General features: G+C 66.9%; 13 protein-coding genes and 1 tRNA gene. 7 read left to right on the top strand and 7 right to left on the bottom strand.

The window, feature by feature from the left end:
- The first annotated feature begins 19 nt into the window (after positions 1-19).
- Positions 20-1,045 (top strand): YlbL family protein, encoded by a 1,026-nt coding sequence (locus tag ACQPYY_RS27135; RefSeq protein WP_433591503.1) that lies wholly within the window; start codon positions 20-22, stop codon positions 1,043-1,045.
- A gap of 18 nt (positions 1,046-1,063) precedes the next feature.
- On the opposite strand, the gene ACQPYY_RS27130 is transcribed toward ACQPYY_RS27135, so the two are convergent.
- Positions 1,064-1,672 (bottom strand): PPA1309 family protein, encoded by a 609-nt coding sequence (locus ACQPYY_RS27130; RefSeq protein WP_379094274.1) that lies wholly within the window; start codon positions 1,670-1,672, stop codon positions 1,064-1,066.
- 180 nt (positions 1,673-1,852) lie between these two features.
- On the opposite strand from ACQPYY_RS27130, the gene ACQPYY_RS27125 reads away from it, so the two are divergent.
- Positions 1,853-4,834 carry a UPF0182 family protein gene (locus ACQPYY_RS27125; protein ID WP_433591502.1) on the top strand — a complete coding sequence of 994 codons (2,982 nt, stop codon included), beginning with the start codon at positions 1,853-1,855 and terminating at the stop codon, positions 4,832-4,834.
- A gap of 172 nt (positions 4,835-5,006) precedes the next feature.
- On the opposite strand, the gene ACQPYY_RS27120 is transcribed toward ACQPYY_RS27125, so the two are convergent.
- Entirely contained in the window at positions 5,007-5,543 is a 537-nt protein-coding gene (locus ACQPYY_RS27120) for a transglycosylase family protein (protein WP_433591501.1), read from the bottom strand.
- 531 nt (positions 5,544-6,074) lie between these two features.
- On the opposite strand from ACQPYY_RS27120, the gene ACQPYY_RS27115 reads away from it, so the two are divergent.
- Positions 6,075-6,148, top strand: a tRNA-Met gene (locus ACQPYY_RS27115).
- A 353-nt stretch (positions 6,149-6,501) separates the two neighbouring features.
- The gene (locus ACQPYY_RS27110; RefSeq protein ID WP_433591500.1) at positions 6,502-6,792 is read left to right on the top strand and encodes a hypothetical protein; all 291 of its coding nucleotides are present in this window, start codon (positions 6,502-6,504) and stop codon (positions 6,790-6,792) included.
- On the opposite strand, the gene ACQPYY_RS27105 is transcribed toward ACQPYY_RS27110, so the two are convergent.
- Positions 6,789-7,445 (bottom strand): TetR/AcrR family transcriptional regulator, encoded by a 657-nt coding sequence (locus ACQPYY_RS27105; protein WP_433591499.1) that lies wholly within the window; start codon positions 7,443-7,445, stop codon positions 6,789-6,791. The genes ACQPYY_RS27110 and ACQPYY_RS27105 overlap by 4 nt on opposite strands.
- 122 nt (positions 7,446-7,567) lie before the next feature.
- On the opposite strand from ACQPYY_RS27105, the gene ACQPYY_RS27100 reads away from it, so the two are divergent.
- Complete coding sequence (locus tag ACQPYY_RS27100; protein ID WP_433591498.1) at positions 7,568-7,942, top strand: nitroreductase family deazaflavin-dependent oxidoreductase; 375 nt, start codon at positions 7,568-7,570, stop codon at positions 7,940-7,942.
- A gap of 36 nt (positions 7,943-7,978) precedes the next feature.
- On the opposite strand, the gene ACQPYY_RS27095 is transcribed toward ACQPYY_RS27100, so the two are convergent.
- Positions 7,979-8,842 carry an SGNH/GDSL hydrolase family protein gene (locus ACQPYY_RS27095; protein ID WP_433591497.1) on the bottom strand — a complete coding sequence of 288 codons (864 nt, stop codon included), beginning with the start codon at positions 8,840-8,842 and terminating at the stop codon, positions 7,979-7,981.
- A 113-nt stretch (positions 8,843-8,955) separates the two neighbouring features.
- A complete protein-coding gene (locus tag ACQPYY_RS27090) occupies positions 8,956-9,615 on the bottom strand; it encodes a TetR/AcrR family transcriptional regulator (protein WP_433591496.1) in 660 nt (219 codons plus the stop codon).
- A gap of 292 nt (positions 9,616-9,907) precedes the next feature.
- On the opposite strand from ACQPYY_RS27090, the gene ACQPYY_RS27085 reads away from it, so the two are divergent.
- Positions 9,908-10,516, top strand: a complete 609-nt coding sequence (locus tag ACQPYY_RS27085) for a hypothetical protein (RefSeq protein ID WP_433591495.1) — start codon at positions 9,908-9,910, stop codon at positions 10,514-10,516.
- A gap of 33 nt (positions 10,517-10,549) precedes the next feature.
- The gene (locus ACQPYY_RS27080) at positions 10,550-12,490 is read left to right on the top strand and encodes a glycoside hydrolase family 5 protein (protein WP_433591494.1); all 1,941 of its coding nucleotides are present in this window, start codon (positions 10,550-10,552) and stop codon (positions 12,488-12,490) included.
- A gap of 437 nt (positions 12,491-12,927) precedes the next feature.
- Here ACQPYY_RS27080 and ACQPYY_RS27075 read toward each other — a convergent pair whose 3' ends face one another.
- Both ACQPYY_RS27075 and ACQPYY_RS27070 read right to left on the bottom strand, forming a co-directional pair.
- Positions 12,928-13,908: an Ig-like domain-containing protein gene (locus ACQPYY_RS27075; RefSeq protein WP_433591493.1), complete on the bottom strand. Its 981-nt coding sequence runs from the start codon at positions 13,906-13,908 to the stop codon at positions 12,928-12,930.
- Between the two features lie 184 nt (positions 13,909-14,092).
- On the bottom strand, positions 14,093-14,848 hold the full coding sequence (locus ACQPYY_RS27070; RefSeq protein WP_433591492.1) for a hypothetical protein: 756 nt from the start codon (positions 14,846-14,848) through the stop codon (positions 14,093-14,095).
- Positions 14,849-14,955: the final 107 nt, after the last annotated feature.

Here is a 14,955-nt window from a genome sequence, read left to right as displayed (position 1 = left end):
GACCAGTACCCTTGGCCGCGTGAACCGTCGGATATTCACCCTGCTCGCCGCTCTGATCCCGATTCTGGCGCTGGGTATCGTTGGCAGTGTCGTCACGGTGCCGTTCGTGGCGCTCGGACCAGGTCCGACCTTCAATACGCTGGGCGAATTCGACGGCAAACAGGTGGTCGACGTGCAGGGCGCGGAGCTGAAATCCGCTTCCGGCAATCTCAATATGACGACCGTCTCCGTTCGCGATCAGCTGAATATCTTCGACGCGTTCCGGCTGTGGATCGGCGGCGAACACGGATTGGTGCCGCGCGCCGAGGTGTATCCCCCGGGGCAGACACGTGACGATGTAGACAAATCCAATCAGCAGCAGTTCAAGGATTCCGAGGACTCCGCCGAATTGGCGGCGCTGAACTATCTGAAGCTGCCGACCGCGGTCCAGCTCGCGAATGTCTCCGACGACGGCCCCGCCAAGGATGTGCTGCGCAAGGGCGACGAACTGGTGTCGGTGGACGGCAAGCACATCGTCACCGCGAAAGACGTTGTCGCCGCGGTCTCCTCGGTCAAGCCCGGGACCGCCATCGGCGTGGTCTTCCGTCGTGACGGCGTCGAGCAGACCGCCGAGATCACCCTGGCCCCGCGCCCCGACGACTCCGGCAAGGGCTACTTGGGCATCACCCCGGACGAGATCTCCAAGGGCCCGATCAAGGTGGCGTTCAATCTCGGCGAGATCGGCGGCCCCTCGGCCGGACTCATGTTCACCCTCGCCCTGATCGACAAGCTCACCCCCGGCGACCTGTCCGGCGGCAAGTTCGTGGCCGGCACCGGAACCATCGATCCGGACGGCAAGGTCGGCCCGATCGGCGGCATCCAGTACAAGATGATCGCCGCGCGTGAGAAGGGCGCCGAGACCTTCCTGGTCCCGGCCGCCAACTGCAACGAGGCCGCGCAGCGCACGCCCGCGGGCCTGCGTCTGGTGAAGGTCGAGAACCTGTCCGGCGCGGTCCAGGCTCTCGACGACATCAATGCGGGCAAGGACGCGCCGACCTGCGGCTGATCCTCGCCCGGCGCGGAGTCAGAACTCGTCGGGGTCGTTCTCGAGGGTGTGTCGCAGCGCCTCGACCAGGTTCGGGGCGAGGTTCGGCGCGGTGCGCAGGTCGAGGTCGCCGAACGGGTCCTCTTCCTCCTCGCTGGGCCGCACCTGCAGCAGCGACAGCGAGGTGCCGTCACGCAGCACGCCGACGTACAGCCGGGCGTCGCGGCGTTCGGCGTGGGTGAGCGCCGCCTGTCGACCGGCCTGGTCGGCGGCGTCGCGGTCGGCGAGCAGCGGCGCGATGGCGTCGTCGAGCGACTGTTCGGCGGTCGGCGGCAGCACCACGATCTGCTGTACCAGCACACAGCCCTCGACCGAGGCCGGCCAGCTGGTGGTGCCCAGGAATTCGTCGAGCGCCATGGCGTCGGCCTCCCCGGCGATGTCCTCCGGGAACGGCTCCTGCGCAATGGGAGTCAGCGCGTCCTTCTCGTCGAGCTGATCGAGCAGCGCGGGCTCGGCGGCGACCAGGTCCGCGGTCGGGACCAGCGCGAACATCTGCGGCGGCCGATCCCAGCCTTCACCGTCGGCATACTCCGCGACTTCCCGAATGCACCGGTACAGGGCCGACGCCGCCCACTGCTCTGGATTCACCCGGTCATCCTCGCATCTCGTGAATCCCTGTCCGACGCGGCAGGTGTTGGGCCGCGCGGCGGGCGTTTTACGTAGAGTGGGGCGCGAACGGTCCCCTGGGACCAGCTCGCATCATCGGACTGCGACGTTCGGCGCCGGTTTCCCGGCTCGGACGTCGCCGGACCCTGGGAGAGTGGCATCGTGGGCATGCGCCCCCCGACCGGCTTACCTTCGCTGTCGCGACGCAGCCGCATTCTGCTCGTCACGGCCCTGGTGCTGGCCGCGCTGTTACTGGTCGGGCCCCGGCTGACCGACGCCTATACCAACTGGTTGTGGTTCGGGGAGGTGGGGTTCCGCAACGTCTACCACACCGTGCTTCTCACCCGGGCGCTGCTGTTCCTGGTGGTCGCGGTGGTCGTGGCGGCGATCATCTGGCTGGCGCTGCTGCTGGCCTACCGCACCCGGCCGGTATTCGTGCCGGTGAGCGGTCCCGGCGATCCGATCGCCCGCTACCGAACCACGGTGATGAGCCGGCTGCGTCTGTTCGGCCTGGGCATCCCGCTGCTCATCGGCGTGCTGTCGGGTCTGGTGGCGCAGTCGAACTGGGTGACGGTGCAGCTGTTCCTGCACGGCGGCTCGTTCGGGGTGCAGGACCCGCAGTTCCATCTCGACGTCGGCTTCTACGCCTTCGACTTGCCGTTCTACCGGATGGTGCTGAACTGGCTGTTCGTGGCGGTGGTGATCGCGTTCTTCGCGAACCTGGTGGCGCACTACGTCTTCGGCGGGCTGCGGCTGTCGGGGCGGGAGGGCACGCTGAGCAATTCCGCGCGGGTGCAGCTGGCGATCCTGGCCGGAATCTTCGTGGCGCTCAAGGCGGTCGCCTACTGGTTCGACCGGTACGCGCTGCTGTCGAGCACCCGCAAGGAGCCGACCTTCACCGGCGGTTCCTACACCGACATCAACGCGGTGCTGCCCGCCAAGCTGATCCTGCTGTCCATCGCGGTGATCTGCGCCATCGCCTTCTTCGCCGGGGTCGTGCTGCGCGACTTGCGTATTCCGGCCATGGCGGCGGCGCTGCTGGTGCTGTCCTCGGTGCTGGTGGGCGCGGTGTGGCCGCTGCTGGTGGAGCAGTTCTCGGTGCGCCCGAACGCGGCCACCAAGGAGCGCACCTATATCGAGCGCAATATCGCGGCCACCCGCGCCGCGTACGGGCTCACCCCGGACAAGGTCGAATACGTCAACTACAAGGGCGTGGCGACCAATGAGCAGGTCTCCTCGCCCGCGGACCAGCAGACCATCAAGAACATCCGCCTGCTGGACCCGAACCTGCTGACCCAGACGTTCATTCAGCGCAACCAGCAGCTGCAGAACTTCTACGGCTTCCCGGACCCGCTCGACATCGACCGCTACACCGTCAACGGTGAACTGGGCGACTATGTGGTGGCGGCGCGCGAACTCCAGCCGCAGAACCTGTCGGAGAACCAGACCAACTGGCTCAACAAGCACACCGTGTACACGCACGGCAACGGCTTCGTGGCCTCGCCCGCCAACAAGGTGAACGCGGCCCCGCCCAAGGAATCCCAGCAGGCCGGGCAGAGCGCGGGCAATGACTCCAACGGCGGCTACGGCTATCCCGTGTTCACCGTGGGCGACCTGTCCACGGTCAGCGACCTGATCACCAAGAAGGCCGGGCTCAAGGAGGCCATTCCGGTCGATCAGCCGCGCATCTACTACGGCGAGCTGATCTCCAAGACCGACGCCGACTACGCCATCGTCGGCGCGAACGGCCAGACCGCGCGTGAATACGACACCCCCACCGACCAGTTCACCTACGACGGCGCCGGTGGCGTGAAGATCGGCAACTGGTTCAACCGGCTGGCCTTCGCGGCCAAGTACGCCGAGCGCAACATCCTGTTCTCGGGCGCCATCGGGTCGGACTCGAAGATCATCTTCAACCGCAGTCCGCGCGAGCGCGTCACCAAGGTGGCGCCGTGGCTGACCGCCGACGGCGATGCGTACCCGGCCGTGGTGAAGGGCCGCATCGTCTGGATCGTGGACGCCTACACCAGCCTCGACAACTACCCGTACGCGCAGAAGACTCCGCTCGACGGCGCGGTCGAGGACAGCATCGACCAGGCCACGGGGCGTCTACTACCGCGCAAGGAAGTCTCCTACATCCGCAACTCGGTGAAGGCGACGGTGGACGCCTACGACGGGACCGTCAGCCTGTACGAGGTGGACAAGACCGATCCGGTGCTCAAGGCCTGGATGGGCGTGTTCCCGAACTCGGTGAAGCCGGAGAGCGAGATCTCCGACGAGCTGCGTTCGCACTTCCGGTATCCCGAGGACCTGTTCAAGGTGCAGCGCGAGATGCTGGCCAAGTACCACGTCGACGATCCGGTGGAGTTCTTCAATGGCAACGCCTTCTGGTCGGTGCCCAATGATCCGACCCAGGAGGGTGCGGCCAGCAGCGCCCACCAGCCGCCGTACTACGTGCTGCTCGGCGATCCGAAAACCGGTAAGCCGCAGTTCAATCTGACCAGCGCCATCGTGGGCTACAAGCGGAACTACATGTCCGCCTACCTGCAGGCGAATTCGGATCCGGCGAACTACGGCAAGCTGACGGTGCTCCGGTTGCCCGCGGATTCACAGACCGCGGGCCCGGGTCAGACGCAGACGTCCATGACGACGGCCGATCAAGTGTCGCGGGACCGGAACCTGTTGACGGGCGGCAATGTCAACAAGATCAAGTACGGCAACCTGCTGACCCTGCCGGTCGGTGATGGCGGCATCCTCTATGTCGAACCCTGGTATCTGGAACGCAATACCGGCGGTCCGAACGCACCGTCCTTCCCGCAGCTGGTGAAGGTCCTGGCCAGCTACCGCGACAAGGTCGGCTACGGTGCGACGGTCAAGGAAGCCCTCGACCAGGTCCTGCCGGCCGCCGGCAATGCCGCGACCGACCAACCGGGACAAGCGGCCACGCCGCCCACCCAGGGCGCGACGCCGGCCAATCCGCCTCCGCCGACCGGATCCACCGGTAAGGACGCGGCGGTGAAGCAGCTCGACGACGCGTTGCGGCAGGTGCAGGACGCGCAGAAGTCGGGCGATCTGGGCGCGCTGGGCAGGGCGCTCGAGCAGTTGCAGACCGCGGTGAACAACTACCAGAAGGCCGGTAGCTGATCCGTTGACGTGAAAGGCGCTGTCATCCGTTGGATGGCAGCGCCTTTCGCTTTGCGCGACACGGAAATTACTGTCGCACAATAAGAATTATTGCCTCGAAATAGCGAAAGGTGCCGCGTCGCCATTGACGCAGCACCTTTCCGTATCTTCCGGAAAAGGAAGGAGATTCGGGCTACTTGCCCCAGGTCTCGATGAGGCCGGCGTTCGAGGCGAGGATCTGGTTGTACTGATCCTGCATGCCCAGCTGCCCGGCGACGGTGTTGGCGACGCCCTTGGCCTGGTCGATCAGGGCCTGGCGGTCGGTGGGGGCCGCGGGGGCGACGGGCGCGGGGGCGGCGGGCTCCGGGGCGGGCTCGGGCTCGGAGATGCCCGTGCGCAGGTACTGGCCGCAGACCGGCCAGGCGCCGACGCCCTGGGAGGCGAGCACGTTCTCGGCCACGCGGATCTGCTCGGCCTTGCTGGCGTTGGCGGCGTTGCCGGAACCACCGTTGGCGGCCCAGGTGCTCTGCGAGAACTGCAGGCCGCCGTAGTAGCCGTTGCCGGTGTTGATGCCCCAGTTGCCGCCGCTCTCGCACTGGGCGACGCCGTCCCAGTCGTGGGCCGGAGCGGCGGAGGCGGTCGCGGTGAAGCCGAACGGGACGGCAACAAGTGCGCCGGTGACGGCGGCGAGGCCGAGGGCGCGGGTGTTGATCTTCCGGTTCTGTTTCATGTGTTTTTCCCTCCCTGTGCCGACCGGCCCGGCGCGGATGCTCCGCCGTGTCCCTGTCCCCAGGAGTCGGGGTGCTCGACCGCGGGACAGGGTTTCCGGAGTGCAGCGGTTCGAGTCGGAGCCCATCGCAGGTTTGGTCCGGGCCGCGACTGACGATAACGAGGAAATCTCGGTAGATCACGTCTTGATAACGTCAGAATTGCATGAAGCGAATGACTGGAGAATCGGCATTGATGCAGGTTGGCTATGCTGTAAATGCTGATCCGGAACGGTCTGTTATCTCACCGTGATGTGACCCGAATCACCGGGAATTTGTGACACCGGTCACGTTTCTGGCGTATGTCAACGGCCATACGCGTACGCGAGGCTCTCAAATGGGAGATTTTCACTTCGATTACTCCGCTTACGGGCAACCGTCCGGTCCGATTCGCTCCGCGACCTTCGCCCAGCGTGCTCACATCCCCGTGAAATCCCGCCTGACCAGTCGATTTGGTGCATCTGCTCGGCCGTGTGTAATGTTGTGTTCACCGACGCGGGGTGGAGCAGCTCGGTAGCTCGCTGGGCTCATAACCCAGAGGTCGCAGGTTCAAATCCTGTCCCCGCTACTACGAAAAGGCCCGGAACCATCAGGTTCCGGGCCTTTCTCGCGTCTACGGACGAGTACGCGCCAACTGTTCGCCAGGAACCGGAGGTTGGCGTCGCCGGCCCAGATCGTGTCCTCGGTCTCGAAGCAGCGCGCCGCGCCCAGCTCGGCGGGGGGTCGATGTCGCGCTTGATCTACTCCGAGAATCGGCGCGAACGTAGCCCGCCGTTGACCTTGACTGCCTACCGTGGCGCACGTCGGCCCCCTCTGCGGGGGCGCAGACCCCCGGCATTGCCCCTGGGCCTTCGTGGCATTCCCCGCGCGCGGTCGACCTCGTCGTACACCGCCGACAGTGCGGGATTCGGGAGCATCGCGATGATGCGACCGTTCGATCATCAGAAAGGTTCAGCAATGTTCGCAATGACCAGGCAAACGGTGGCTCGGGCCGTCCTTGCCGGTGCTATTGCGGTGGCTCCGGTCACCGCCGTGACCGTACCGACCCAGGCCGATGTGGTCACCAACTACGCCCCCACCCCTGTCGATCAGCACTCGGACCAGGTCAGGGATAGCAAGCACTTCTTGTTCCCTCCGGGCTGGGGAATCCCTCCGGGCTGGTACAAGCATCTACTGCCGTTCGAGTTCTTCGATTGGTTCGATTGGGACTAGCCGAGCTTCCGGCGATCCTCGAGCGCATCGAGGATCAGGTCCAGGCCGTAGGCGAATTCGCCGGTGTGGTCGTAGTCCGTCCCGAGGGCGTGGTCGACGATCATTTCCCGCAGGTACGGCAATTGGTCGGGCGGCACGCGTTCGAGGATCGCGCCCGCCACGTCGCCGACGTCGGCGGGCGTCGTCGCCGGCAGGTTCGCTTCCTGGAGAACGTATCCGCTGGTGTAGCTGTCGATGAGCGACACCGCGTGCGCGGCGAGCGGAAGCGGGAAGCCCGCTGCGCGGAGTACGCCGAGCACCGCGTCGTGGCTGCGGAGCGTGGCCGGTCCCGGGTGGCGCCGGGAGTCCATGAGTCCGAGCGCCCAGCTGTGCCGAGAGAAAACCTCTCGGGCTGACCGGGCGCGCACGCGAATCGCGTCACGCCAGTCGCCGCCTCCGGGTGCGGGGAGTTCGATCGCCGCGAACACCGTGTCGACGACGCCGTCGAGGAGGCCGTCCTTGTTGGGCACATGGTGGTACAGCGACATCGCCTCCACGCCCAGCTCCTGAGCTACCCGCCGCATCGTGATCGCTTCCACGCCACCGCGATCCGCGACTCGGATGGCGGCCTCCAGCACGCGTTCCCTGCTCAGTGGTTGCGATGGTCGCGACACGGCGGCTCCCTGGACGAGGTGTTGACAGGCTTACGATCGTAAGCCAACCTTACACACGTAAGGGTGACTTACGCGCGTAAGGCCGCGAAGTCATGCGCACTACCGTCAGAAGGAGATGCACCATGCCGATGCCGAGATGGTGGGGGCACGTGAACAAGCGGGTGTTCAACCCGCGCGCGATCGCGAGCGGGAAGTGGCCAGTGCTGACACACGTCGGCCGGGTCTCCGGCGCGACGTATCGCACCCCGATGGACGCCTACCCGGTCGACGGCGGCTACCTGTTCGTCCCCGTGTACGGATCGCGCTCGGATTGGGTGCGCAATGTCCTGGCGGCCGGCGGAGCCGTCCTCCGGATCGACGGGGCCGACGTGGAACTCACCGCACCGCGCCTGGTCGGAGCGGACGAGGCCATCCAGGCCTTCCTCAACGGGGCGGTGCGTCCACCGAAATTACTCCGCATCACCGAGTTCCTCCGCATGAACCTGGTCGCGGACTGATCGTCCGCAGGTGTTCGATCCTCTCCCGCTACTTCCTCACAGCGCCTCTGCGATCAGATTCGCGAAGGCTTGTCCGCCTTGGGCATTGGGATGGAACGGCGCGGCCGGGGAGGCGGGCAGCAGTGGCTCGATCCAGCGGTCCCGCGGGGCGGCGCACGAGTCGTGTCCGAGGCTCGCTCGACGCAGATCGACGAAGGTCGCGCTGTGCATGGCGGCCTGGTCGGTGATGCGGTCGCCGAGACGGTCGATGGTGGTCTGCAGGTAGTCGGCGTCGCGGGCCGTGATCGGGGCCGCGAGGTCCGGGCATCCGCCGGGGCGCAGGTATTGGCCGTAGCTGGTGATCATGACGCGCGCGCGGGGTGCGCGGCGCGCGATCTCGTCGAGGGTGGCGCCGATGGTCGAGGCGGCGGCGTCCACCTTGTCCGCGAGTTGATCGACGCCGCCGCCGGTGAAGCGGTCCACGCAGGCGCGGGCGGTGTTGTCCGGCGCCGGGCTCAAGCAGCCGAGCAGGTCCTGGAACAGTCCGGCGTCGTTCGCTCCGATGGTGAGGGTGACCAGGTCGGTGCTCGCGCTGAGGGCGTCGTACTGCGGTGTCGCGCCGCGTCCCCATCCGGGACCGGCTTTGTCGAAGTCCTGGGCTTTGGCTCCGGAGCAGGTCACGTTACGGAAGTTCCGGATGCCCAGGGTGGCGGCCAGTCGTGCCGGATACCCGTTGTCGACCGACCGCAGGCAGCTCGCCGAGTCGCCGCTCTGGGCCGGTACCAGGGGTCCGGCCGCGAACGAGTCGCCCAGGGCGACGTACTCCTCATAACCGTGCGGGCCCGCGTCGGCCGCCGCGGGCGTCGTGAGCATTGTCGCGACAGCCGCCGCGGCGGCGAGGCCGGTCAGTGCGGAACGCATATGTCCTCATCTCGATCGAGGCTGAAATCTGTGCGAGTGTACAGATTATTCGAATCTGTGCGTTTGTACAGGATTTATTGGTGATTCGCTGTGCCGCTGGGGGTTTCGGAGAGCTACTCGGGTTCCGGCCCGACGCGTCGCCGCAGCAGCCGGTCGGCCGCGTCGCGTTCGGGCCCGGCGAGATGCGACAGCGTCAGCGCGCGCAACGCCTGATGCAGGGAATCGGCTTCCACCGCGCGGGTGCGCGGTCGGCCGAGGCGATGCAGCAGGAAACCATCGATCATGGCCACGATCTGTCCCGCCGCCTCCTCGGGATCGACGGCCCCGCAGGCGCGCAGCACCCGGGAGGCGAGCGCTTCGAACTGTTCGAGCGCCTCGGTGACGGGACCTTCCAGTTCGGGTCGCCGCCCCGCGTCCAGGTACAGCTGGAACTGGGCGATCACCGCGGTACGGGAGCGGGCGGCGGTGACCGCGATGAGCCGCAGCAGTTCGTCGAGGGTGGGGCGTTCGGCGAGGGCGTTCTCGAACATCGGCCCGAATTCGGCGATGCGGTCGCGGACCTGCAGCGCCAGCGCCTCGTCGATCAGATCCTGGACGGAGGCGAAGAAGTATCCGGTCGTCGCGCCCGGCAGTTCGGCGCGGGCCGCCACCTTGCGATGGGTCACCGCCGCGGGTCCCTGCTCGGCGATCAACTCCAGCGCCGCGCGGACCAGCGCCTCGCGCCGCAGCCGGCTGCGTTCCTGTCGGGGTTGCTCGCGCGCGGGACCGCCCATGCCTCCCAAACCCTGTTCGGCGCACAGGCATCCGGCATCCTGTGCGAATGCCCAGATTCTAGTGGCCGAGCCGCGGCAGGCGAATTCATCGGCCGTGAATGGGGGACCGGCAGTGGCCGTGCCGCCCTGAATCAGGGCGCTGACCCGGCGAAATGCTTTCACAATCAAAACCTGTGGATCCATCCGAAATCAGCGTTTCACAGGGAAAAGACATCGCCCTACAGTTCTGCCGATGAGTCGGCCGCGCCCGGTTCGACGTTCCAATCAACCGTATTGCGTCCGAAGGAATTCAATGACACACCGAGCAACTCGGCACGGTATCGCCGCCGGCACCGTGACCGCCGCGGCGGCCTTGACCCTGCTGAGCACCGGCGTGGCGCACGCCGCCCCCGACTCCGTCACGTGGACCGACCGCGTCGCGAGCGTCACCCGCACCGTCAGTGACGCCAATCCGAAGGCCGGCGACACCATCACGGTCACCACCAAGTTCGAGCGCAGCACCGGTCCCGACCTGCAGCTCAACTGGGTCAAGGACTTTCACGACGCCTGCCTGACCTACGTCACCGGCTCGGCCACGATGAACGACGGCACCGGCGACAAGGCTGTCGAGCCCTATCTCGAGGTCAAGCCCGGCTTCACCGCGGGCGATTTCATGGCCACCAGCTACCGCGTATTCGTCAAGGCCGCCAGCCCGGCCACCTTCACCGTGAAGTACACCGTCGGCGCGAGCTGCGCCCGCGGCGTCCCCCTCTCGAGCGGCGCGTCCTACATGGGTTCGCTCGGAAAGGGCGATTACAACAGCTACGGACCGTTCATCACCGTCGCCAAGGACGGCGACGGGGGCGGCGGCGTCTCCACCGGCAGCCTCGGTTCGCTGCTCGGGACCGGTTCCAGTAAGTAGCACCGGTGATCGACCTTCGGATGAGGAACTCGAATGACGTTGACTGAATACCGTTTTCGACGGCGGCCGGGGTGGGAGGCGCTGTCGGCGTTCACCCTGGTCTCCGCGATGCTGCTTGCCCTGGGGATGTATTTCGCGCCTACCAGCGAAGCTTGGCCGTGCCTTTTCACCGGATCTGCCGGTTGCGGGGGCTCGGGCCCGGGGGGATCGGATCTGAAAGGCCCGCTCAGTACCCGTGGGCGCTATATCGTCGACGCGAACGGGAACCGGGTCAAACTGCAATCCGGTAACTGGCACGGCTCCAGCGGTACCTGGAACGGCAATGGCGACGACGAGGATCCGGCCAACAATCAGGGCGGCGAAGTCGGTCATCGAGCACCGCTCGGCCTGGAGCGCGTCTCGATGGACAAGCTGGTCAAGGACTTCAAGGCGCTGGGGCTGAACAGCATTCGGCTGCCGTTCTCGAACGAGATGATCACCGACGACCGGCCGGTGCGGGGCCTGACCGCCAATCCCTCGCTCAATGGCCTCAAGCCGCTCGAGGTGTACGACCGGGCGGTGCGGGCGTTGACCGATGCCGGGCTCGGCGTCATCCTCAACAACCACACCACCACGACGAAATGGTGCTGCTCGAACGACGGCAACGAATTCTGGAATTCGGGCCAGGACACCGGAAAATGGGTGGACGACTGGGCGTTCATGGCCGCCCGGTACAAGAGCAACCCGGGGGTCATCGGCGCGGACCTGCGCAACGAGATCCGGCGGACCACCTGGAACGACCCCAATGTGGGCTGGGGCGACAACCAGGACTGGGAGGCGGCCTCCCGCCAGGCCGGTGATCGAATCCTGACCACCGCCAACCCGAATCTGCTCATCATGATCGAGGGCCTGAACTGGACCGGCATCCCCTCCGACCTGTTCCCGCACGAACGCCCCATGCTGAAGCCGCAGAGCTGGCTGAGCTCGACGCTCACCCGCTCACACAAGGTCGTGTACAGCGCGCATTTCTACGGCTACATCGGCCCGAACCACACCGGCGCGACCGGCCTGGGTGAAACCCACGACACTCGCTTCCGCGAGATGTCGCGCGATGACCTGTTCCGCTCGATGGACGAGCTTGCCGGGTATGTGGCGACGACGCCCGACAAGCACTTCACCGCACCGGTGTGGATCAGTGAATTCGGCGTCGGAACCCAGGGCAGTGAGCAGGACAAAGCGTGGTTCGCGAACATGGTCGATTACCTGATCAGCCGCGACCTGGACTGGGCCTACTGGCCGATCGTCGGTTACCAGACCCCGGATCAAGGCGATAACTGGGGATTGCTGCGTTACGCCGCCGACGGCAACCTGAGCAGTGTCACCTCGAACGGTGGTGACTGGCGCGGTGGGTACTTCCGTCGACTGGTGGGCGAGAAGGGCAAGTCCGGGCAGGTCTCGCCCGTGCGCGCCTGGTCGATGCTCTACGGCACCAACTCCGACCACAATGCGTCGCTGCGGGCGGGCAACGATTGGGATTCGGGCGCAACGAAAATGGTGTGCCCCGATGACCAGCGTCTGATCGGGATCAGCGCGACAGGCAGGCGAGGTCTGTGCACTGACTCCAACGAGGGCGACCTGTGGAGGCCTGGCACGCTCGCGAACAAGGTGAACGAGGAGAAGGTGGACACCGACTGGGCCAACGGCTTCACCAAATACCAGTGCCAGAACGGGCAGTTCATGATCGGCTACAGCCTGAACGGTGGCGGCATGTCCGCCATCCTGTGCGCCCCCGGCCGCATCCCCCTCGCCGGCGCGGGTCGCACCGTGTGGGACGACAAGGGTGACAACCGCCCAGCCTCCGGCGAAGGCGGAGACTACGCTGCCAACCACTACAAGGGCCAGTGCAACTCCGACGAGTACGCCGCGGGCATCGGCTTCTCCTGGAACTCCCGAGGCGGTCACCCGGACGCCCTGTACTGCCGCAAACTCAAGTAGGCACGCTCGCTGAGTAACTCGAGCCGCACCCGGCCAACCGGGTGCGGCTCGATCTGTGTCCGGGCGAGGACGCAGTGTCCTCTGCCGGGACTTGTTGGATCCCAATGGGTTCAGGTCTCTCCGGGCACGCCTGGATCGTTGCCGGATGGGCCGAGCCAGTCGCCGTCGACCGGATCTGGAACGCCTGCTGGCGAATTGAGCCGCTATCGCGGCGCGTTCGCCGCGGGCGACCAGGTCGGCGCCGGAGCCGCTGTCGCGGGGCGGCGTGGTCCGCGGACCACGCCACCGGCTGGGGCAATTCCGCCTACGTGAGCGGTCACCTCGCGACGCCCGGATGCATCTCATCGCCGATGTTCTCGTAGCTGGGAACCAGACAGGAAAGCGGCCCGGAACCTTGTGGTTCCGGGCCGCTCTGTGTTCAGCCGGCGGGGTCGTGGCTATTTGCTGGACCCGGTGCCGCCGAGCAGGGAGCCGAGGCTGCTGAGAATGCCGTCCGCGCTACCGGTGCCGCCGGTGCCGCCGAGCAGGGAGCCGAGGCTGCTGAGGATGCCGTCGGCGCTACCCGTGCCGCCGGTGCCGCCGGTGCCGCCCGTTCCGCCCGAGGACGTGACGGTGACGCTCGCGGTCGCCTGGGAGCCGGAAGCGGCGTTGGAGCCGGAGTATTCGGCGGTGATGGTGTGCTGTCCGGCGGCGGCGGGCGTCCACTGGACGGTCGCCTTGCCGTTGCTGCCGACCTGGGCGGTGCCGATGACGGTGCTGCCGTCCTTGAAGGTGACCGAGCCTCCGGCCTGGGCCGGCGCGATGGTCGCGGTCAGGGCGACGGCCTTGCCGGCCACCGCGCCGGTCACGGGCGCGAGCGTGGTGGTGGAAGTGGCGGTCGAGGCCTTGGAGACCGTGATCGCGGGCCCCTGGTTGGTGAAGCTGGCTTTCCCGGCGCTCGACAGGTATTCGATACCGCTGTCGAGCTGCGAGCCCTCCTCGCAGTCGGTGCCGACCGTGTACTGGGCGCTGAATAGGGCCGGTGAGCCCGCCTTCGCGACCACCTTGTAGCTGGTGGCGGTGAAATCACCCGCGATGAAGTCGTCCCTGATCTCCAGGTAGGGCTCGACCGGGTGCTCGCCGCTGGTGTCGGTCAGCTTCGCCGAATTCGTGACATAGGTCAGGCAGGCGTCGTGGAAGTCCTTGAACCAGTTGATCTTCTCCTCCGAGCCGGTCCGCTCGATCTTGGTGCTGACGGTGATCTTCTCACCCACCCGCGGAGTCGTATTGCTCACCGTCCGGGTGTAGTGGCTCGAGCCGTTGTCCCAGTTGATCGTCGTCGGGGCCGCGCCGGCGGCGGCGGAACCGAGCAGCGTCACCGCGCCGAGGGCGACGGTGGCGGCCGCGCCGACGGCGGCGCGGGCGGTTACGTGTGTCATGGGGATGTCCTTTGTCATTGACGGGATTTCGGAACTCCGTCCGATGCGTCGAGCACCGCCGGCCGATCCGGCTGTGGGAGAAGAACCGGCGGCCGGCAGTGCCCGACAGGCCCCCGCTGCGGAGGGGCCGTATGCGAGCCGGGATCTATCGGCTCGCACGTTCTTTCGCGGTGTCGGGTCTCGCCTAGGAGCCGGCGGAACCGGTGAGGGCCGCCAGGCCCGGCAGACGCGACGACCCCGAGTTGCTGTTTCCGGATCCGGAGTTGCCGCCCGGAGTACCACCGGGGTTGCCGCCCGGGTTCCCGGCCGTCACCGTGGTCCTGGTCAGGGTCGGCGCGGAACCGGGATAGCACTTCACGGGCACGTCGATCGCGCCGAGGATCGTGCCCGAATCCACCGATGCGGTGAAGGTGAGACCCGGATCGTCGAAGCTGGTGCCCGCCAGAGTGCTGGTGATGGTCCCGGCCGCGGACGCGGTGACGTTCACGGTCACCGCGGGCAGGGTGAAACTGGCTCCGGCCGCAGCGGTTCCGGGCGCGTCGAGGGTGATCCGGCCACCCGACTGCCCGACCGTCGCGGCGACCGTGCCGCCGGAAACCGTGCTCGACACATACGTCGAATTCGTCGGAACCGGCATGGACAGCTTGAATCCGCGCAGACTACGGAGGGCATGGCCGGAGACGGAGTCGGTGACCTGCTGGGCAGCCGGCGTGAGCGTAATCGCCACCGCCTCACCGACGCTCGCGACGCTCGGTGCGGCGCCCGACACCCCCAGCGCCATCGTGAAGGTCTGCGCCTCTCCGATCGGGGGCTTGGCCTGGCACTGGAAATCGACGGTCGACGGAGCCTGCGGATCCGCCTGGGCGGGACTCGCGGCGAGGCCGAGCGGCAGCAGCGCGAGGGACGTGACGACGGACGCTCGCACGAGGCTGGGCTTCATGGATGTACTCCTCCGGCAATAGGGCGTGGAATGGGAGGGTTCGGGGCTTCGCAATTCGCGCCCGAATGTCGTGATTACGCTAGAACACCAAGGGGGGCAAGAAAAAT

It is taken from the genome of Nocardia sp. CA-145437 (assembly GCF_050956485.1).
GTDB lineage: Bacteria > Actinomycetota > Actinomycetes > Mycobacteriales > Mycobacteriaceae > Nocardia.
The sequence above is the reverse complement of the archived record's forward strand: the minus strand, read 5'-3'. Positions and strand labels throughout refer to the sequence as shown.

Coding starts and splice junctions, on each gene's coding strand:
- ACQPYY_RS27120 (WP_433591501.1), bottom strand. CDS start 5,543: ATGAAACAGAACCGGAAGATCAACACCCGCGCCCTCGGCCTCGCCGCC.
- ACQPYY_RS27110 (WP_433591500.1), top strand. CDS start 6,502: ATGATGCGACCGTTCGATCATCAGAAAGGTTCAGCAATGTTCGCAATG.
- ACQPYY_RS27100 (WP_433591498.1), top strand. CDS start 7,568: ATGCCGATGCCGAGATGGTGGGGGCACGTGAACAAGCGGGTGTTCAAC.
- ACQPYY_RS27095 (WP_433591497.1), bottom strand. CDS start 8,842: ATGCGTTCCGCACTGACCGGCCTCGCCGCCGCGGCGGCTGTCGCGACA.
- ACQPYY_RS27090 (WP_433591496.1), bottom strand. CDS start 9,615: ATGGGCGGTCCCGCGCGCGAGCAACCCCGACAGGAACGCAGCCGGCTG.
- ACQPYY_RS27085 (WP_433591495.1), top strand. CDS start 9,908: ATGACACACCGAGCAACTCGGCACGGTATCGCCGCCGGCACCGTGACC.
- ACQPYY_RS27080 (WP_433591494.1), top strand. CDS start 10,550: ATGACGTTGACTGAATACCGTTTTCGACGGCGGCCGGGGTGGGAGGCG.
- ACQPYY_RS27075 (WP_433591493.1), bottom strand. CDS start 13,908: ATGACACACGTAACCGCCCGCGCCGCCGTCGGCGCGGCCGCCACCGTC.
- ACQPYY_RS27070 (WP_433591492.1), bottom strand. CDS start 14,848: ATGAAGCCCAGCCTCGTGCGAGCGTCCGTCGTCACGTCCCTCGCGCTG.